19 protein-coding genes are annotated in these 20,126 nt (G+C 58.8%); 14 read left to right on the top strand and 5 right to left on the bottom strand.

Features of this window, described 5'->3' with window-relative positions:
• Window positions 1-3: 3 nt before the first annotated feature.
• Window positions 4-519, bottom strand: a complete 516-nt coding sequence (locus K5Q02_RS14125) for a GNAT family N-acetyltransferase (protein WP_225831507.1) — start codon at window positions 517-519, stop codon at window positions 4-6.
• A complete protein-coding gene (locus K5Q02_RS14120) occupies window positions 516-1,040 on the bottom strand; it encodes an AAA family ATPase (RefSeq protein ID WP_225839687.1) in 525 nt (174 codons plus the stop codon). The genes K5Q02_RS14125 and K5Q02_RS14120 overlap by 4 nt, the downstream gene beginning before the upstream one ends.
• Before the next feature lie 222 nt (window positions 1,041-1,262).
• On the opposite strand from K5Q02_RS14120, the gene minC reads away from it, so the two are divergent.
• From minC to K5Q02_RS14065, 11 genes are all read left to right on the top strand, one after another.
• Window positions 1,263-1,994, top strand: coding sequence for a septum site-determining protein MinC (gene minC, locus K5Q02_RS14115; RefSeq protein ID WP_225831504.1), 732 nt, complete (start codon window positions 1,263-1,265; stop codon window positions 1,992-1,994).
• Window positions 1,995-2,217: 223 nt separating this feature from the next.
• Window positions 2,218-3,033 (top strand): septum site-determining protein MinD, encoded by an 816-nt coding sequence (minD, locus tag K5Q02_RS14110; protein ID WP_042552783.1) that lies wholly within the window; start codon window positions 2,218-2,220, stop codon window positions 3,031-3,033.
• Window positions 3,030-3,284: a cell division topological specificity factor MinE gene (minE, locus tag K5Q02_RS14105; protein WP_070883881.1), complete on the top strand. Its 255-nt coding sequence runs from the start codon at window positions 3,030-3,032 to the stop codon at window positions 3,282-3,284. Before minD ends, minE begins: the two co-directional genes overlap by 4 nt.
• A gap of 152 nt (window positions 3,285-3,436) precedes the next feature.
• A complete protein-coding gene (locus tag K5Q02_RS14100; RefSeq protein ID WP_225839685.1) occupies window positions 3,437-4,072 on the top strand; it encodes an RluA family pseudouridine synthase in 636 nt (211 codons plus the stop codon).
• Between the two features lie 243 nt (window positions 4,073-4,315).
• Complete coding sequence (locus K5Q02_RS14095; protein ID WP_225831502.1) at window positions 4,316-6,472, top strand: TonB-dependent siderophore receptor; 2,157 nt, start codon at window positions 4,316-4,318, stop codon at window positions 6,470-6,472.
• A 278-nt stretch (window positions 6,473-6,750) separates the two neighbouring features.
• Entirely contained in the window at window positions 6,751-7,581 is an 831-nt protein-coding gene (locus K5Q02_RS14090; protein ID WP_225831500.1) for a 5'-nucleotidase, lipoprotein e(P4) family, read from the top strand.
• 755 nt (window positions 7,582-8,336) lie between these two features.
• Entirely contained in the window at window positions 8,337-11,249 is a 2,913-nt protein-coding gene (locus K5Q02_RS14085; protein ID WP_225831496.1) for a ribonucleoside-diphosphate reductase subunit alpha, read from the top strand.
• A 173-nt stretch (window positions 11,250-11,422) separates the two neighbouring features.
• Window positions 11,423-12,676 (top strand): ribonucleotide-diphosphate reductase subunit beta, encoded by a 1,254-nt coding sequence (locus tag K5Q02_RS14080; RefSeq protein WP_225831493.1) that lies wholly within the window; start codon window positions 11,423-11,425, stop codon window positions 12,674-12,676.
• A 105-nt stretch (window positions 12,677-12,781) separates the two neighbouring features.
• Window positions 12,782-13,822, top strand: coding sequence for a hypothetical protein (locus K5Q02_RS14075; RefSeq protein WP_225831491.1), 1,041 nt, complete (start codon window positions 12,782-12,784; stop codon window positions 13,820-13,822).
• Between the two features lie 570 nt (window positions 13,823-14,392).
• A complete protein-coding gene (locus tag K5Q02_RS14070) occupies window positions 14,393-15,145 on the top strand; it encodes a hypothetical protein (protein WP_225831489.1) in 753 nt (250 codons plus the stop codon).
• Between the two features lie 167 nt (window positions 15,146-15,312).
• Window positions 15,313-15,726, top strand: coding sequence for a hypothetical protein (locus K5Q02_RS14065; protein ID WP_225831488.1), 414 nt, complete (start codon window positions 15,313-15,315; stop codon window positions 15,724-15,726).
• Window positions 15,727-15,776: 50 nt separating this feature from the next.
• On the opposite strand, the gene K5Q02_RS14060 is transcribed toward K5Q02_RS14065, so the two are convergent.
• Window positions 15,777-15,965: a DUF1289 domain-containing protein gene (locus K5Q02_RS14060; RefSeq protein WP_225831486.1), complete on the bottom strand. Its 189-nt coding sequence runs from the start codon at window positions 15,963-15,965 to the stop codon at window positions 15,777-15,779.
• Window positions 15,966-15,974: 9 nt separating this feature from the next.
• Entirely contained in the window at window positions 15,975-16,358 is a 384-nt protein-coding gene (locus K5Q02_RS14055; RefSeq protein ID WP_225831484.1) for a hypothetical protein, read from the bottom strand.
• Between the two features lie 69 nt (window positions 16,359-16,427).
• Here K5Q02_RS14055 and K5Q02_RS14050 point away from each other — a divergent pair, with 69 nt between their 5' ends.
• From K5Q02_RS14050 to K5Q02_RS14040, 3 genes are all read left to right on the top strand, one after another.
• Window positions 16,428-17,123: a GNAT family N-acetyltransferase gene (locus K5Q02_RS14050; RefSeq protein WP_225831482.1), complete on the top strand. Its 696-nt coding sequence runs from the start codon at window positions 16,428-16,430 to the stop codon at window positions 17,121-17,123.
• Window positions 17,124-17,378: 255 nt separating this feature from the next.
• Window positions 17,379-18,407 carry a TIGR04086 family membrane protein gene (locus tag K5Q02_RS14045; RefSeq protein WP_225831481.1) on the top strand — a complete coding sequence of 343 codons (1,029 nt, stop codon included), beginning with the start codon at window positions 17,379-17,381 and terminating at the stop codon, window positions 18,405-18,407.
• Between the two features lie 278 nt (window positions 18,408-18,685).
• On the top strand, window positions 18,686-19,174 hold the full coding sequence (locus K5Q02_RS14040; protein ID WP_225831478.1) for a hypothetical protein: 489 nt from the start codon (window positions 18,686-18,688) through the stop codon (window positions 19,172-19,174).
• Window positions 19,175-19,242: 68 nt separating this feature from the next.
• Here K5Q02_RS14040 and K5Q02_RS14035 read toward each other — a convergent pair whose 3' ends face one another.
• Complete coding sequence (locus tag K5Q02_RS14035; protein WP_225831476.1) at window positions 19,243-19,959, bottom strand: UTRA domain-containing protein; 717 nt, start codon at window positions 19,957-19,959, stop codon at window positions 19,243-19,245.
• Between the last annotated feature and the right edge of the window lie 167 nt (window positions 19,960-20,126).

Here is a 20,126-nt window from a genome sequence, read left to right as displayed (position 1 = left end):
ACTCTAGCTCAAGTCGGGCAGTAGAAATTGCATATGCGTCGTCTGCCACAGCGGATCGGCTTCGACATCCACCACAACGAAGCCCTGCCGCTCCCAGAAGCGGATAGCGCCCCGCAGGAACGGATGGGTATGCAGGTAGAGCACCTGCACGCCGGCAGCAGCGGCATGCTCGCGCAGCCGCTCGTACAGTGCCTTGGCCAGACCGAAACGGCGAAATTGCGGCGCCACGAACAGCCTCACGATCTCCACGGTTCGGCGCCCGGCGTAGTCGAGCTGCGCGAAACGATGGTCATAGGGCAGATAGCCAATGGCAGCGACTATTTCACCTTCGCTGCGCGCCAGCCAGAAACGGCCATCCTCACCGCTCAGGTAGACCCGCTCGAAATGCTGCAGATCCGCCGGCAGCACCGTTGCATCGAGCATGGGGAAGATTTGCGCGCGGGAGGCCATTACGAAATCGATAACCTCGGTTATATCCGCCTGCTCGACCTGACTGATGCTCACGTCAAATCGACTCATGCGTCTAACTGCCCGTTTTCGCCGTTCAGCGCGGCTATCAGGAAATCGGCACGTGCCGGCACCTCATCCATGGGCAACACGCGAACCTGATAACCCATTGCCGGATAATCACGCAGCAGGCGCTGATACTCCTCGGTAGCGGCCGCGAAATCATGGCGGCGCTCGGCATCATTGCTATAGATAGCTGGCCACGGAGGTACCATGAAAACCTGATCATGGTATCGATATGTAGAGCAAAGCGGGCCGAGACAAGGCTTGCCAGTAAGAGCTTGCAGCGCACTGGCGGCGTCGATCAGGCTGCGATCACAGAAGGTCCAGCCAGCCCTGTCAGCGTGGGCCAGGTAATCGTCCTCTGCGAGCGCGATCGCCTGCAGCAGAAATGCCGGAAGATCGTCCCAAGGCGTGGCACCGCCGGCCTGGATCACGCGCCGCCCAGGCTCCTCGATCACCCTATGACCTCGCTTTTTCAGCTCCTGCAGCAGCGTGGATTTGCCCCCGCCAGAGCATCCGGAAATAACCACCAACCGACTCACCGACCAACCGCCCTACCCGCAAGCGGGTTTTACTGAACACTTCAACACCGATCGTCAACCCAATCGGTGCACTACTCGGGCACCTTAACGGCGCCCTCTGTTTCCAGGCAAGCGTTAGCAGGAAGCCCGGCTCGCAGCATTTACCCTTGAGCCTCGCCGCCGTTCTCGTTATAAGTCCCGCTACTTTTCCAAGGCCGCATCAGGCAGACCATGAGCCAAGCTGATCTCCTCGACCAAGACCCCGTGTTCCAGCTCAAAGGCAGCATGCTGGCCATCACCGTGATGGAACTGGCGCACAACGACCTCGCCCGCCTCGATCTGCAACTGGCGGAGAAAGTCGCCCAGGCGCCGAACTTTTTCAGCAACACCCCGCTGGTGTTGGCGCTCGACAAATTGCCGAAGGATGAAGGCAACCTCGATCTCGGTGAGCTGATGACCCTGTGCCGCAAGCACGGCCTGCGTACCCTGGCCGTGCGCGCCAGCCGCGAAGAGGACATCGCCGCCGCCAATGCGCTGGATCTGCCGGTGCTGCCGCCTTCCGGCGCCCGCGAGCGGGTCATCGACCCGGCACCGAAACCGGTGGAGGCGCCCAAGCCTGTCGAGCCCGAGGTCAAGCCGACCCGCGTGGTCACCACGCCAGTGCGCGGCGGCCAGCAGATCTACGCCCAGGGCTGTGATCTGGTGGTGCTGGCCCCGGTCAGTGCCGGCGCGGAACTTCTCGCCGATGGCAACATCCATGTTTACGCCCCGATGCGCGGCCGCGCTCTGGCCGGGGTCAAGGGCAATCGTCAGGCGCGGATTTTCTGTCAGCAGATGGGTGCCGAACTGCTCTCCATCGCCGGCCAGTACAAGGTCGCCGAAGACCTGCGCCGTGACCCGAACTGGGGGCGCGCGGTACAGGTCGGCCTGTCGGGGGATGTGTTGAACATAACCCGTCTTTAACGGATACTGCCGCCACTTTTAACGGACACAAAGGGCACCTGGAAGCCTTCAGGCGGACTGTCAAAACGATCATCAGCACATGGCCATCTGGCATCTCCCGGCGCCTGAAGCGAAGCGCTTTTCCCGCCAATCGAGCCGTACCAGAGCCCGCTACCGATCTTTTCGACAGACCGCCAGTCGCTGGCAGGTTCCTGCTTCTTATTCATTTTTAGGGTGAATCACCTTGGCCAAGATCCTCGTAGTCACATCCGGCAAAGGTGGCGTCGGTAAAACCACCACCAGCGCTGCCATCGGTACCGGCCTCGCCCTGCGCGGCCACAAGACCGTCATCGTCGACTTCGACGTCGGCCTGCGTAACCTCGACCTGATCATGGGCTGCGAACGCCGCGTGGTTTACGACTTCGTCAACGTCGTCAACGGCGAAGCCACCCTCACCCAGGCCCTGATCAAAGACAAACGCCTCGAGAACCTCTACGTGCTGGCCGCCAGCCAGACCCGTGACAAGGACGCCCTGACTCAGGAAGGCGTCGAGAAGGTCATCAACGAACTGCGCGAAAATTTCGAATACGTGGTCTGCGACTCGCCGGCCGGTATCGAGAAAGGCGCTCACCTGGCCATGTACTTCGCTGACGAAGCCATCGTGGTGACCAACCCGGAAGTATCATCGGTACGTGACTCCGACCGCATGCTGGGCCTCTTGGCCAGCAAATCCCGTCGCGCCGAACAGGGCGGTGACCCGATCAAGGAACACCTGCTGCTGACCCGCTACAACCCGGAGCGGGTGACCCGCGGTGAAATGCTCGGCGTGGAAGACGTCGAGGAAATCCTCGCCATCCGCCTGCTCGGCGTGATCCCGGAGTCCCAGGCCGTGCTCAAGGCGTCCAACCAGGGCGTGCCGGTCATTCTCGACGACCAGAGCGACGCCGGCCAGGCTTACAGCGATGCCGTGGATCGTCTGCTCGGCAAGGAAGTGGCACACCGTTTCCTTGATGTGAAGAAGCAGGGCTTCCTGCAACGTCTATTTGGAGGTCGCGAATGAATATTTTTGACTTCTTGCGTTCGCGTAAGAAGGAAGCCACTGCCTCCATCGCCAAAGAGCGCCTGCAGATCATCGTTGCCCACGAACGTGGCCAGCGCACTCAACCCGATTACCTGCCTGCTCTGCAGCAGGAACTGGTCGAAGTGATCCGCAAGTACGTCAACATCGACTCCGATCAGGTTCAGGTCGCACTGGAAAACCAGGGCAGCTGTTCGATTCTGGAGTTGAACATCACTCTGCCGGATCGTTAAACGAACCGGCAACGAAGCCTGAACGAGATGGCGGCCCTGGTGGCCGCCATTTTGCTGTCACGAGCCTGCCTGTGGGAGCGGATTTATCCGCGAGTTCCTACGGGCCAAGCGCATCGCGGATGAATCCGCTCCTACAGAATCTGTACACGCCCATGCCGCTCAGCCAAATCGAAATCGTCCATCAGGATGCCGCCCTGCTGGTGATCAACAAGCCCACCCTGCTGCTCTCGGTGCCTGGTCGTGCCGAAGACAACAAGGACTGCCTGGTCACCCGCCTGCAGGAAAACGGCTACCCCGAAGCGCGCATCGTGCACCGCCTGGATTGGGAAACCTCCGGCCTGATCGTCCTCGCCCGTGATGCCGACAGCCACCGCGAGCTGTCCCGACAGTTCCACGACCGCGAAACGGAAAAAGCCTACACCGCGCTTTGCTGGGGCTCGCCCGAAGGCGAAAGCGGCAGCATCGACCTGCCACTGCGCTACGACCCGCCGACCAAGCCTCGCCATGTCGTCGACCACGAACAGGGCAAGCACGCCCTGACCTTCTGGCGCGTACTCGAGCGCCATGCCGAGCACAGCCGCGTCGAACTGACCCCGATCACCGGCCGCTCGCACCAGTTACGCGTACACATGCTGTCCATCGGTCACCCGCTGCTCGGTGACGGCCTCTATGCCCACGAACAGGCCCTGGCCGCCTACCCGCGCCTGTGCCTGCACGCCAGCATGCTCAGCCTGACCCACCCGCAGAGCGGCAAACGCCTGCGCTTCGAGTGCCCGGCGCCGTTCTGACTGATACCCGTTATTCCCGCTCTGGTACCCCGGAGTAGAGCGTAGCGAAACCCAGGGCACTCCTGAGTACCGCTGCGCTCAACGCCAGGCTACGGCGCTCTGCCAACCTGCTTCCAACATGGCAACCGTTACCTTTATAGGCGACAATGCCGCCCCGCCAAGCGATGGCCGCCCTGTGCCGACAACAAATCGCCCGCGTACCGGATATAGCCAACCGCCGACCTCCGCACCCAAGGAACTTGCATGGCCCTGCCTCGCCCGCGTTTCGCACCGACTCTGCTCGCCCTGGCCCTGAGCCCGACGTTTTCCTGGGCCGCCGACTCGGTGGTCGCCCTCGACGCCACCACCATAAGAGACCAAGCCGGCGACAGCTACCAGGCCCGTGGCGCCACGGTTGGTGGTTTTACGGAGACACCGCTGCTCGATACCCCGGCGTCGGTTTCGGTGGTCACCCGGCAGTTGCTCGACGACCAGCAGGCCCGCCTGCTCAGCGATGTGCTGAAGAACGATGCGTCGGTGGGCGAAGCCTATGCCCCCATCGGTTACTACGAGAACTTCGTGGTGCGTGGCTTCTCGCTGAATGCCGCCAACAGCTATCGGGTCAATGGTCGCAGCGTGGTGGGCGAACAGAACGTGGCACTGGAAAACAAACAGCAGGTCGAGCTGCTCAAGGGTTTGTCCGGCCTGCAGAGCGGCGTGGTCGAGCCCGGCGGGCTGATCAACTACGTGACCAAGCGTACCGAGAACGTGCGCTCACTGAGCGTGGCCAGCAATCAGGATGGCGAACGCTATATCGCCGCCGACCTCGGCCACTGGTTTGGCAGCGAGCAGGAGCTGGGCCTGCGCCTCAACCTGGCCCACGAGGACATTCGCTCCTTCGTCGAGCACGCCGATGGCAAGCGCGACTTCATCTCCCTGGCGCTGGACTGGAACCTGTCGCCCAACGCCACACTGCAGCTCGACGCCGAATACCAGATCCGCGAGCAGCGTTCGGTCGCCGGCTATCAATTGCTTGGCGGCACTCAGGTGCCAAGCGGCGTCGACCCGGATAAACGCCTGGGCCATCAGAGCTGGGGGAAACCCGTGGGCATTGATTCGCTGAACCTGGGCGGGCGTTTCGAGTACCGCTTCGATGACAACTGGAAGGCCGCAATCGATGCCTCGCGCAGCCAGGTGGTGATCGACGACTACAGTACTTTTCCCTACGGCTGCTGGGGCTCTGCCGGTTGCGCAGGCATTGCCAACGCCAATTTCTTCAGCCCGGAAGGTGATTACGATATCTCCGACTACCGCAGCCCGGATGACACCCGCCGCCATGATGAACTGCAGGCAACGCTATCCGGCGCCTTCACTACTGGCACAATCGGCCATGAGCTGACCGTAGGCAGCAGTGCACTGCGTCGCACGGTGGATCGTCGCAGTTCGGTCAACGTGCCAATCGGTACCGGCAACATCCATGAAGACGTTGCCGACTTCGCCCCAACCGACCTACCGCTCAACCCCAAGAATCGCCGCCTCGACAGCCGCCAGTACGGGCTGTTCTTCAGCGACCGCATCAGCTTCGACGAGCACTGGCAGGTGCTGCTCGGCGGGCGTCAGGTGCGTCTGGACGAAGAATCATTTGATGAGGATGGCATTAGCCAACGTCATACGCGCCGCTCCGATTTTTTACCCAACGCCGCTCTCCTTTATAAGCCTCAAGCGGATACCACCCTGTACCTGAGTTACAGCAAAGGACTGTCCCTAGGGGGCGAAGCTCCCTGGTTCACTAGCAACAAGGATGAAATCCTTGCCCCGACCATTTCCCGCCAGTTGGAAGCAGGCTTCAAACGTGACTGGCAGGGCCTGAGTCTAGGCGCAGCGCTGTTCCGTATCGACCAGGCGCTGCAATACAGCCGCCCGGACGACAACGGCGACCTGACCTACGTGCAACAGGGCAAGCAGCGCAATATCGGCCTGGAGCTCTCTGCCAGCGGGCAGGCAACTCGCGATCTGCAGCTATCGGCCAGCGCTGCAGTGATCCGCGCCCGGGCGATCGACAGCGGCACCGAAGCCTATGAAGGCCATCAGGCGGTTAACGTGCCGCGCGTGCGCGCCAGCCTGTCGGCCGATTACCGGATACCCGGCATTCAGGGCCTGTCGCTGCTCGGCGGCCTACAATACAGCGGCAGCAAGTACGCCAACCCGAACGGCACGGTGAAAGTCGCCGACTACACGGTGTTCAACCTTGGCAGCCGTTACACCACGCGTATAGAAGGCTACGAAACGGTACTGCGCCTGACCGTCGACAACCTGTTCGATAAACGCTACTGGCGCGACACCGGCGCCTACCAGGGCGATGGCTACCTGTTCCCGGGCGACCCGCGCACGGCGCGCCTGTCCGCAACCGTCAGTTTCTAGTCGAAGCCCTGCCCTCGGGGCGATACGATAGCGGCCATTGCGCAAACCGAATGATGACCTCCAATCGCCGCAAGACGCTGCTCCTAAATAAGAAGCGCGTGACCCGACGAAAACTGTAGGAGCCCGCTTGCGGGCGATGCGCTTGCAGCCATCATGCGAGTTATCGTTATGGCCACCAATCGCCGGCAAGCCGGCTCCTACGGAACGCTCAACAATCTCGGGTAAGCACGCCCCTCTGGTGAGCATCTGAATACCACCAAGGAAGCCACGGCAAAGCCATGCTCAATTTTCATCTGTTCACTCTCGTAATGCTGGCCACCCTTCTGTCCGGCTGCCAGCAAGCTCCCAAAGAGCATGATCAGCTCGACGCGGTGCTGTGGACGCAAACCTCTATCGAGCACGAACTGCTCTATCGCCAGGTTTATGCCGCCGCGACCCGTCAGTTGCAACCCGCGCTGGCCGATCCGCACTGGGATGCCCTGGCGCAACCGCCGCGCAACCTGACGGGCCTGCCGCCCGCACTGATCGTCGATATCGATGAAACGCTGCTCGACAACACCCCCGTGAATGCCAAGTCAGTGGTCGATGGCGGCGCTTATGATTACGCCGAATGGTATCGCTGGGTGGAAAAAGCCGAGGCCCGTGCCCTGCCAGGCTCGGTAGCCTTCATGCAAGCGGCGACCAAGCTCGGCATCACGCCCTATTACCTGACCAATCGCGAGCCCGGCCAGGAAGCCGACACCCTGCGCAACCTGCGCCAGGCGGGCTTTCCCGTCGAGGACGAAGGGCAGATCCTTACCGCAGGAACGGCCATCGGTGGCTGCCAGAACGCCGGTTCAGACAAGACCTGCCGCCGCCAGTGGGTCGGTGAACGCGCTCGGGTTCTGCTGCTGGTCGGCGACAGCTACGGCGACTTCATTGCCGCGCCCAATCGCCTGAGCGAGCAACGCCAGGCTGCGGCGCCCTATCAGGCCTGGTTCGGCCAACGCTGGTTCCTGCTGCCCAACCCGACCTACGGCGGCTGGTACACCGCGCCCTATGGTGATCGTGACGAGCTGCCCGATACGCAGAAACGCGCCCTGAAGCACAAGGCGCTAGTTCTGCCATAAGGCGACAAAATTCTTGCATCATCGACGAGCAGCGGCTTTCCCCAGAGAGCCGCCGCGCATCTGCATATTGCAGGCCAAAGTTCCCGAATAAACCCTACATATTGTGTTTATGTGACGAAGTGAATTTCCCTCGGCAAACCCTGAAAAAAACTCCCTGCGGCAACATAGCCCTCAATTCCAACATCACTCCCAGCATCGCCAGTATCCATGGGCATTTGCGCCACTTACCCCGCATTAACCCACAGATTTATCCACAGGTTGCAGGGCTTGCCTTAGCTCCCTCACCGCACTATCTTGTATCCCCAGCTCGCCAAACACCTACATGTTGGGTTTTTGACCAAAACGGACACAAGCACAAATGCCCTGAAGAAGTCCATGCCCAGCGTCGTTTCGGTGCACAGAACAGCCACCGAGTAGCACGCTCCGGTAACCAGACATACAGCGGTATCGAGCGACCCGGGTCGTTCGGCGCAAATAGAACACCGCTCGCCACGCTTGCAACGGCAACACTACATCTAGTGACCGCATGCAGCAGGAAGCACCAGTTAAGCCAGGGATAGCGTTCCGGCATCGAAGCAGTACCGACTGCAGCTGCGCAAAAATGCCAGCCAGTCCATCACCGCCTTTTTGCAACACCCTGCTGCCAGCCTTGTGCAGGCTTCAGGTTTTGTCGATTGGAATGAAAGCCAGGTACAGATAACGATTCGCTGCAGAACGCTCATCCCGGAAAAATTTCATTGATCATGGAGACCTTCATGCACACCGACACCACTCGCGAGAACCCTCAGGCCCAAGCGCCTCAAGGCGACGCCACCCAGGCACTGGCTGCAACCGCACCGGGCCAACTGCGTGTGATCAAGCGTAACGGCACCGTCGTGCCGTACACCGGTGACAAAATCACCGTCGCTATCACCAAGGCGTTTCTCGCTGTGGAAGGTGGCAATGCTGCTGCCTCTTCGCGTATCCATGACACCGTCGCCCGCCTGACCGAACAGGTCACCGCGACCTTCAAGCGTCGCATGCCCTCCGGCGGCACCATTCATATCGAAGAGATCCAGGATCAGGTCGAACTGGCCCTGATGCGCTCCGGCGAGCAGAAAGTCGCCCGCGACTACGTGATCTACCGAGAAGCCCGCAGCCAGGAACGCAAAACCTCTAGCGCCGCCGACGGCATCGCCCAGCCGCACCCGAGCATCCGCGTGACCCTGGCTGACGGCAGCATGGCGCCGCTGGACATGGGCCGCCTCAACACCATCGTTACCGAGGCCTGTGAAGGTCTGCTGGAAGTCGACGGCGCGCTGATCCAGAAAGAAACCCTGAAGAACCTGTACGACGGCGTTGCCCAGAAAGACGTCAACACCGCCCTGGTGATGACCTCCCGTACCCTGGTCGAGCGTGAGCCGAACTACAGCTACGTCACCGCCCGCCTGCTGATGGACAACATCCGCGCCGAAGGCCTGAGCTTCCTCAACGTCGCCGCCAGCGCCACTCACCACGAGATGGCCGAGCTGTACGCCAAGGCCCTGCCCGCCTACGTCGAAGCCGGCGTCGAGTTCGAACTGCTCGACCCGAAACTGAAAACCTATGACCTGGAAAAACTGGGCAAGGCGATCAACCACGAGCGCGACCAGCAGTTCACCTACCTGGGCCTGCAGACCCTGTACGACCGTTACTTCATCCACAAGGACGGCATCCGTTTCGAACTGCCGCAGGTATTCTTCATGCGCGTGGCCATGGGCCTGGCCATCGAAGAGCCGAAGAACCGCGAAGACCGCGCCATCGAGTTCTACAACCTGCTCTCGAGCTTCGACTACATGTCGTCGACGCCGACCCTGTTCAACGCCGGCACCCTGCGTCCGCAGCTGTCCAGCTGCTACCTGACCACCGTGCCAGACGACCTGGGCGGCATCTACGACGCCATTCGCGACAACGCCCTGCTGAGCAAATTCGCTGGCGGCCTGGGTAACGACTGGACACCGGTTCGCTCGCTGGGCGCCTACATCAAGGGCACCAACGGCAAATCCCAGGGCGTCGTGCCGTTCCTCAAAGTGGTCAACGACACCGCTGTCGCGGTCAACCAGGGCGGCAAGCGCAAAGGCGCCGTGTGTGCCTACCTGGAAACCTGGCACATGGACATCGAAGAGTTCATCGAACTGCGCAAGAACACCGGTGATGACCGTCGCCGCACGCACGACATGAACACCGCCAACTGGATCCCGGATCTGTTCATGAAGCGCGTCTTCGACGACGGCCAGTGGACACTGTTCTCGCCAAGCGAAGTGCCGGATCTGCACGACCTGACCGGCAAGGCCTTCGAAGAGCGCTACGAGTACTACGAAGCCCTGACCGAGTACCCAGGCAAGATCAAACTGTTCAAGACCATCCAGGCCAAAGACCTGTGGCGCAAAATGCTCTCGATGCTGTTCGAGACCGGCCACCCATGGCTGACCTTCAAAGACCCGTGCAACCTGCGCAGCCCGCAGCAGCACGTGGGCGTGGTACACAGCTCCAACCTGTGCACCGAGATCACCCTGAACACCAACGCCGATGAAATCGCCGTGTGTAACCTGGGCTCGATCAACCTGCCGAACCACATCGTCGACGGCAAGCTGGACACCGCCAAGCTGCAGCGCACCGTAAACACCGCCGTACGCATGCTCGATAACGTCATCGACATCAACTACTACTCGGTGCCGCAAGCGCGCAACTCCAACTTCAAGCACCGTCCGGTTGGTCTGGGCATCATGGGCTTCCAGGACGCGCTGTACCTGCAGCACATCCCGTACGGCTCCGACGCCGCTGTCGACTTCGCCGACAAATCCATGGAAGCGGTCAGCTACTACGCCATTCAGGCTTCCTGTGACCTGGCCGACGAGCGTGGCGCCTACGAAACCTTCCAGGGTTCGCTGTGGAGCAAGGGCGTTCTGCCTCTGGATTCCCAGCAGATCCTCATCGAGGCCCGTGGCCAGAAGTACATCGACGTCGACCTGAACGAAACCCTGGACTGGGCGCCGGTGCGTGCTCGCGTACAGAAAGGTATTCGTAACTCGAACATCATGGCCATCGCGCCGACCGCGACCATCGCCAACATCACCGGCGTATCGCAGTCCATCGAGCCGACCTACCAGAACCTGTACGTGAAATCGAACCTGTCGGGCGAATTCACCGTGATCAACCCCTACCTGGTTCGCGACCTCAAGGCGCGCGGCCTGTGGGATTCGGTCATGATCAACGACCTCAAGTACTACGACGGCTCCGTGCAGCAGATCGAGCGCATCCCGCAAGAACTGAAAGACCTGTACGCCACCGCCTTCGAAGTCGACACCAAGTGGATCGTCGATGCCGCCAGCCGTCGCCAGAAGTGGATAGACCAGGCGCAATCGCTCAACCTGTACATCGCCGGTGCATCGGGCAAGAAGCTCGACGTGACCTACCGCATGGCCTGGTACCGTGGCCTGAAAACCACCTACTACCTCCGTGCCCTGGCCGCGACCAGCACCGAGAAGTCCACCATCAGCACCAGCAAACTCAACGCGGTGTCCAGCGGTGGCGACCAAGGCTTCAGCGCAGCCTCTGCTGCCGCGCCAGCCAACGAGGCCTCCCCTGGCCCGGCTCCGGTTCCGAAGGCATGCGCCATCGACGAGCCGGATTGCGAAGCCTGCCAATAAGAGGTATCCGCCGGGTTGCAGCCTTCACTGCAATCCGGCACCGATAACGCGAAGCCAGGCGCAGCCCTGGCAATAATCAGCCGTAGCGCTCTGCGTGCACCTCGAGCCACCGACGATTAGCCACTATCCATACAGGCCGGCTCTCATGCCGACCCTCAAGCAGGAGCCAACCCATGCTGAGCTGGGACGAATTCGACAAGGAAGACGGCGCTGAAGCTGCCGCTCCCAAACAGACTGCCGCACAAGCCAGTGCCGACATGAGCCTGGAAAAGCTCAATCAGGTCGGTGGCAACGCCGCCCTCGAAGCACGCGCCATCGACGCCAACGACTCCGATGCAGTCGCCCGCGCCAAGAAAGCCCTGAACGACCTCGACATCCAGGAAGGTCTGGACGATCTGGAAGGCGCCTCTGGTCGCGTGGAAGTCGGCGACAAGCAGATGATCAACGCCCGTGCCGACCTCAACCAACTCGTACCTTTCAAGTACGACTGGGCCTGGCAGAAGTATCTGGATGGTTGCGCCAACCACTGGATGCCGCAGGAAGTGAACATGAACGCCGACATCGCGCTGTGGAAATCCACAGACGGTCTCAGCGAAGACGAGCGCCGCATCGTCATGCGCAACCTCGGCTTCTTCTCCACCGCCGACAGCCTGGTAGCCAACAACCTGGTACTAGCCGTGTACCGCCTGATCACCAACCCCGAGTGCCGCCAGTACATCCTGCGCCAGGCCTTCGAGGAAGCGATCCACACCCACGCCTACCAGTACTGCATCGAATCGCTGGGCATGGATGAAGGCGAAATCTTCAACATGTACCACGAGATCCCGAGCGTCGCGAAGAAAGCCTCCTGGGGCCTCAAGTACACCCGCTCGATCTCCGATCCCAAGTTCGAAACCGGCACCCCGGAAACCGATCGCCAGTTCCTCAAGAACCTGATCGCCTACTACTGCGTACTCGAAGGCATTTTCTTCTACTGCGGCTTCACCCAGATCCTCTCCATGGGCCGCCGCAACAAGATGACCGGCACCGCCGAGCAGTTCCAGTACATCCTGCGCGACGAATCCATGCACCTGAACTTCGGTATCGACGTGATCAACCAGATCAAGATCGAAAACCCGAGCCTATGGGACGCGCAGATGAAAGACGAAGCGACCCAGATGATTCTGCAGGGCGCCCAGCTGGAAATCGAATACGCCCGCGACACCATGCCCCGCGGCGTACTCGGCATGAACGCCGCGATGATGGAGGACTACCTCAAATTCATCGCCAACCGTCGCCTGACGCAGATCGGCCTGAAAGAAGAATACCCAGGCGCCAGCAACCCCTTCCCATGGATGAGCGAAATCATGGACTTGAAGAAAGAGAAAAACTTCTTCGAGACCCGTGTGATCGAGTATCAGACTGGCGGGGCGTTGAGCTGGGATTGATGGCAATTTGAAATTACGCTAGATTCACCCAACACCTGCCATGGATGTTGGGGTTGAAGCTTAGAAAAGCCCCGCCTAGTGCGGGGCTTTTCTATGGAAAAAAAGATGCCAGAGCCTACTATTAAGATAACTATGAGAGACCTTCAAAATAGCTTAAAGGAGCTATATGGAGAAAAAAACAAATCTAGTAGTTTTGAATACATCTATGCCCATGCTGCGCAAAACTGTGCATATCTAGCAAGAGCCGTCGAAAAGGGACAAGATCCTAGTACATACTTTATTAGTTCCTTCTCTTGGCTGTGTGCGCTTGGAACACATTTAAAAATCGACATCCAAGACTCTTTCCTCAGCAAGTTCCCAAACTGCTGTGCCTATTGCCTAGAAAGCAATTGCATCTGCGCAAAAACCAACAAAACATCATTAAAATTCACAAATCAAAAAGCAGCCAGAGAGGAGCGGTCAGAGAAATATAACTCCATTAAAAACAATCCCAGCTTAACCCCTAGCGCAGGGGATATTGCAAAAAATCTGAATAGTATTTACCCATCAAACTTAGCGATTTGGAAAACCCACGGATGCCACCATCACTTCTCTAGATTATTTGAAGAGCTGGGAGAGGTTTATGAAGCATACTGTTCTCACGTCGGGCAAGGCAGGCCAGTCCAAGCGATAGAAGAAGAGCTCGCCGACTGTATTGCATGGCTGCTATCGGCCTGGGACATACAGTATCCGAAGCTAGATTTTTCAGATGGCTTTAACAATATTTACGCTCAAAACTGCCCTATTTGCCATAACACTCAGTGCGCATGCTCGGATCACTACGCCAGGAACAAAGCTCTTCACTCTGAAGAAGATTTGCAGCGATTGCTGGCTAGCCTAACAGAGCTTTCCACTCAATTATCCAAGTCCACACCCACTATACCTTCAATTGAAGAAGCACTGACACTAGTCAACCAAGCGACAGAAGAGCTGAAAGAATCTGCGCAAACAAAAATCACCAGTGACTTGAGGCAAACAGTTAGCCGCAACGAAACACTTCTTGCAAGAGCGAAAAATATTTTGATTCGCACTCCAGAAGTAGCAGATAAGTTCAATTCACTTTTCGAAGCATATGAAAGAATTACAAACAGCCTACGCTGGACTTAGTCTTTAAAAGATTTCGCGTGGAAAAGGGAACTGGAAAGAGGGGAAAGATTTATTTTCTGCGTCGCACTCCTCTACTGATTTCGCCCTTACGGCGAGTCACTTTCTCTTTGCTCGCGCGAAAGAGAAAGTAACCAAAGAGAAAGCGCGCCCGGCATCCGGGTTTCGCTACACTCAACTCCCCTCGCTCCGGCATTGTTCCGAGGGTCGTCACGGTGGGCCATCCCTGGCCCATCGTTCCTCGTTTGGCATCCATGCCAAACGCCCCTCTCCACAGCACCTCCACTCGGCCTCCTGACGGGATTCAGGTATCGTATTGTTTTGAACGTCTTGCGGAAGGCAGAGCAACAAGCGAGTAGCCCGAACAACCACTGTAGAGGTGGATGAAGAGCGCGTCATCCAACCCACGTCGAATGTCTCCGCGTAGGGTGGACAGCGCGAAGCTTGATCACCATGATTCATGGCAACCCCATGTTCAAAGGTTGATCGAGGATGACTAAAGGTAGTTTCTGTGAACGCTTTGAGCTCGCGTATATCGCAAGCACCAATTTGAAAAACGTAAGAGAGTAAAGCTTGAAAAGCATTTGGAAAAGCAAGATTATCAGGGGTTTGTCAGTACCACTTGCTGTGATTATTGCAAGCGTCGGCCTTCTCAGTGATGTTGGTGGGGTTTGGGACTTATTAAAGAATTTTATTCCCAATAAAGAACCACTTGTAGCAATACAGGGTCGTTTCAGTCCGATTTTCAGAAATCCTGGGTTTTCTAGCAATCACGACGATGTATCTCTTAGCTTCCAAGTGCGCAACTATAGTGAAGCACCAGTTACGCTAATTGCTGCATCCTTATCTGTGGAGAATGCTCGAACCGTGGCCGTCGCGAAGAGCGGTGGCAAAGGTGGATGTACGCTCGGCCCTGCTCGAAACGAAAACAGTCCAATCACCATTGCGCCAGGAGCGACTCAATGGCTCACCGTCGGTGAAAATATCGAGTTGCGGGGTGTTTCGTCCTATCTTACTGACAAAAGATTATCTAACGTCTTTGTACATGAAACGGCAGGTTCGCCTTTTGGCATTGCGCAACTGACCTATGTAGATGATCTGAATGCGTATTTTGATAAAGCTTATGGATCGCAGGCGAGAATTAAAGTCACCGTGCAATCCATCTCAAATAAAGAGCATATTTTTACCTTTCCAATTGCACAGGGAAAAAATCTTTTCGCAACGGACGGAAGCTTACACCATGACTGGTTGATCGCTAACTGGAAAAACTGGAAGAATATTCGGTCGCTGGGTGGATATAAATGTGAACTCAAGTATGACTCTTAAGAAATGCTATACATATTTTGATCGTTCCAGCGTTTCGCGTGGAAGCGCCGCCCCGGACGCGCCAGCGTCCAGCAAGTAGCCGGACAACTGCCACAACGGTGTATGAAAAAGCGTCATACACCCTACACACTTTTTGGCAGACTTGTATTCGCTCGAATTCCATAAATATGAGTAAACGTTTTCATATGCTGCAAAGAATGCCGCTGATTGCACCGTTGATCGCCCTGCTCGCCGGATGCGAGACAACGATACTCGGAAGTACCGCCGCCGGATGCGCCACCAGGGCAGAGCCCATGCTCCTGCCCGAGTACTTACCGGACGGCCAGGTGGGAGTACCGTACAGACAGAGCATCGAAATCACCAACGCCTCAACGCCTGTCCATGGCTTCTATGTCAGCGATAAAACACCGATGCCGGCAGGCTTGCGTATTGAGCATCAGGACCGTGAAGCACAGGCACTGATCAAGGGAATCCCGACCCAAGCCGGCCATCATAAGGTTCATATTTCTGTGGGAACCTATGGAACGCAGTGCGTGGGACTGCACGCCGAGCGCACTTACAACCTGCGTATCGTTGATTAGCAAGTCGTACAGATCGTCTTTCAGACTACGCTGTAGTCGCTGGCTACTAGCTAGCCTTTGCTCTTCTTCTTGGCAATCGCCTTCATCCGCGCCGTAGCCTTCTGCACGGTGGCCATCTTCTCGGGGCGTTTCATGCCGCGCCATTTGCGCATTTCTTCTCGGGTGCGGCCGCAGCTGACGCACATTTCGCTGTTGAGCTGGCACAGCGAAACGCAGGGATTTTCGATGTCTTTAGCCACGTTTGTCGCTCACTTGCGCTGCTCTGAGCGAAACGCGACGTGGGCGGCGATGTTAGACACGGTGATGCCCACCTCCTCAAAGGCGGCCAGCGTCAGGTCATGCATTCTCGCCCTGTCCGGGCTGGCGATTGCCTTATCCTTGCTCGCTTCGGTATCGAACACCCAGGTGACGATGAGGCTCTGCGGAAAGCGCTCGTAGTCCACATCGTGGGTAAGCCACTGGAAGCCGACGATCTCGCTTTTGGCCGTCTCGCAGGCGGTGGTCAGCGTACGAGCCAGCTCGCGCTCCATGCCCGAGTATTTGCGTTTCAACGATGCCATAAGCCTCTGCCAGATTTGAATCCGATGTTGCGCAATTTTACCTGAAGCCCCGGCAGATAACGCCCCGATCATCTCGTCCCGCCGCCACAGCCACAGGCGTTACAATGGCGCCCGCCGATTCACACAAGAGCCCGCCCTTCGATGTTCACCCTCGTACACCTGAATGCCACACCGCCCGAGTCCCTGAAAAGCCAGGTGCTGCAGATGGTGGTGGACTACTTCAGCGATATCAGCCCCGTGTCGCTGACGCCCAGCAACCCGCTCTATCAGCTGTACCAGTACGTGATCGGCTACGAGGTGCACCTGTATCTGCAGGCCATGAACGGTAACGCCGACAGCCCCACACAGCTGATCCTGGCGTTGGATGACGAAGACCCGTCCCTGGTGCTGGGGTTTGCCCTCTACCTGCCCAGCCAGGACGACGCCGAGGCCTGCACCCTGGCCTATATGGCCGTGCAGGCCAGCCATCGCCGGCACGGTGTGGCGCGGGCCATGCTGCAGCAGATCATCGAGCGTCACCCGCATGTGGAGCTGGCATGCGCGGCGGGCAAGGTGCCAACCTTCGAGGCCATGGGCTTTCGTGTGCTGGCGGCGCAGGGCCCGCAGGTGTCGATGAATACCCGCAGCTATCGCTCGGATGGCATGGTGGCGGTGCAGGATCTCATGCCGATTTACCAGTCCACTGAAGTGCGACAGATCCATGCGTATCTGTTGAAGCAACACGGCAAGAAGGCCATGAGCGAGGCGGAGAAGAAGCGCGACCGGCTGCTCGACCAGATGGCCCATCAGGCTGAGTTGTTGGTGCGTGAGCGGCTTGCCTATGGCTCCATTCATTGATCGCTTTCGTGAAACACGGGGGCCTTTCCGGCACCCTGAACGAGTGGCAGATACGCCCTTGGCTCTAACGCTCGTGCCCTGACCACAGCCTGCTTTTGTTACAGGTCGGCGGCAAACTCAAAAAGCCCGATGTCAGGCACAGGGCCTAGAAAATCTCTCCCGAAAATCCAGTCCAAACTTTCCCGTTCGCGCCACAGTCATTTGTAGTAACGAGATATTTCGCTCGTTCTGCCATTGCCTTGAGGGGCTGCCATTATGATCCGCGACGACCGTACTGCTCCAGTCGGCTACACCCAACCCGTTTACCATGACTCCACTGCTGTGGCGCCACTGCTCAAGCGCATTTCCTGGAGTGCGATTGTGGCGGGGGTCGTACTCGCCATGGTGGTATCACTGCTACTCAACCTGCTGGGCACGGCCATCGGCAGCGCCAGCATCGACCCGCTGCAGGAGGCCGACCCGCTGTCTGGTATCGGTACCGGCGCCGCTATCTGGGTGGTGATCAGTGCGGTGATTTCGCTGTTCATTGGTGGCTGGGCAGCGGGTCGCCTGGCGCAGCGTGAGGGTGCCTTCCATGGCCTGCTGGTCTGGGCCAGCGTTTCGCTGATCACTGTATACCTGGTCTCCAGTGCGGTAACCGGTGTGGTGCGTGGCGGCCTGAATCTGGCTGGCAGTGGTATGTCGGCACTGGGCAGCGGCATCGCCCAGGTCGCACCGGCACTGAGTGGCAAGATTCAGGATCAGCTGCGCGAACAGGGTATCGAGTTCAATCTGGACGATATTCAGGGCGAGCTCGAACAAGCCATGCGTCAGACTGGCAAGCCTGAACTGAACCCGGAGAACCTCAACCAGCAAGCGCAAGCCACTCAGCAGGATGCGCAGAACACCGCCCAGCGCAGCGCTGAAAACCCTCAACAGGCCGGCGAGCAACTGGGCAGCCTGCTGGATCGCATCAAAGCCAAGGGCGACCAGGCCTGGGACGCTGCCGACCGTGAAGCGTTGGTCAATCTGATCAAGGCACGCGGTAACAAAACCGACGCCGAGGCCAACCAGATCGTCGATCAAGCTCAAGCCAGCTATCGCCAGGCTTACGCCAAGTATCAGGAACTGAAAGCCCAGGCCGAGCAGAAAGCCCGTGAAGCGGCTGAGGTAGCGGCCAAGCGCGTTTCCCAGGGTGCCTGGATTCTGCTGATCACCCTGGTGATTTCAGGGCTGGTCGCGGCGGGTGCCGGTGTACTGGGTCGCCGCACTCAGCCACCTGCAAAAATAGTGGCTGCCGTCTGATCCACGCGCACTGCATCGGCTGAAGCAGGCCGTAAAACATGCCCGCAATGACAGTTCATCGGTCGTTGCGGGCATTTTTTTGCCAACTAACTGAGAGGGCGCCCCCCACGGAAGCAAGCCGACCTCCGCTCTTGAGAGCCGCCAACGTGCTCGGATTGGCACACCAGTGAAACAGGGAGCGCCGCACAGTTTTCCAGGTGCTCCATCACCGATAATGCCTGTGCGAGTGAGTGCTGCTAACGAACGCGTTGGCAGATTCCGACTTCAGGAACCCGTATATGGACATCCGCTTTCTGACCTTCCCCGATTTCCACAACGTCTATTTCTACCGGTTCATCACCCTGGCCATTCTCGTGGCAAGCAGTGGTTTGGTTCTGATCAAAGCGCCCAGCACTCCCCTCCCCGAGCTGCTGCTGATCGGCGTCTGCCTGCTGAGCATGTCGTGGCGCTTCGCCCTGGAATGGCGAATGCTCGCAAAAGCCGGCCCGGCCTCTATCCATAATGATGAGCTGATCGTCTCCAGCGACGCGACCGACCAGAAGATTGCGCTGACGAAAATTCGCTCGGTAACCTCCAGGCACAGCATTTTCATGGTGCGGCGCTACCGGTCATGGAGCGATCACCTGGCGTTTTTAGAGTTCACGTTGAACAACGGCGAGCGCATTTACACCCTGGTGGAAAGCGCTGTGCTGGAGTTTCCAGCGGGTAAGCAAACCCTGAGCACGGTCAATGCGGCCGTTCTTGCCGCCAAGATAAAGAACCTGTGAGTTGACGGTGAAACGCGACGCCTGAACTCAGGAGCCGCGCACCGCTCTGCAATGCCTTTTACCGGATCCTAATCCGGCACTTCCACGCTGATATGAATTGCGTCATGGCGCCAGTACTCGAGGTCGCAGTCGATCAGGCGGCCGCGCTGGTCGCGGTTGACCCGGATGATGCGCAACGCCGGGCTGCCGGGCGCCACCTTGAGCGCTGCAGCGGCGTCGGCATGCAGCGCGGTGGGCACCATGTCGAAACGTACTCGGCCGTAGTGCACGTCGTACTCGCTGGCATACAGTTCGGTCAACGAACGGGTCAGATCGTAATCGAGGATGCCGGGGAAATAGTCGGGGTTCAGGTAATGCTCGACATACAGCACCAGACGCCCGTCGATGCGGCGCGCCCGGCGGATCTGGTAGACGCTGGACAGCCCGGACAAGCCCAGCAGTTGGCAGACCTGTGAGTGTGCCGGCATCAGTCGGGCACTCAGTACGTCGGTGGCGGGCACTCTGCCCTGCTCCGCGACCATGGCGTGAAAGTGCGTGCGTACCAGGGGGTTGTAGGCGACCCGCGCGGGCGAGACGAACCAGCCGCGACGTTCCTCGCGGTACACCAGGCCCTGGGCTTCCAGTTGCCCCAGCGCCTCACGCAGGGTGATCCGTGTCGTGTCGAACAATTCGCTCAGGCGCCGCTCGGCCGGCAACTTGGCACCGGCAGGCAGCAGGCCGTGCTCGATCTGTTCCTGCAACGCCCGGCAAATGGTGGTGACGGCCCGTGGCGTGTCGTCGCGCATCACGCTGATTCCTTTTGGACTAGACCAGCCCCATTACAGGGCACGTAACAGCCATCAGCTGGCTGCAATGCTTGCTCACAAGCCTAGGCAAGCCGGATGACCGGCAGATGACAGGCTGCTTTCAAGCACGCCCCATGCCAGTGACAAGCCCGCCAATTCAAAGGCTT

The organism is Pseudomonas sp. MM211 (assembly GCF_020386635.1).
Taxonomy (GTDB): domain Bacteria; phylum Pseudomonadota; class Gammaproteobacteria; order Pseudomonadales; family Pseudomonadaceae; genus Aquipseudomonas.
The sequence above is the reverse complement of the archived record's forward strand: the minus strand, read 5'-3'. Positions and strand labels throughout refer to the sequence as shown.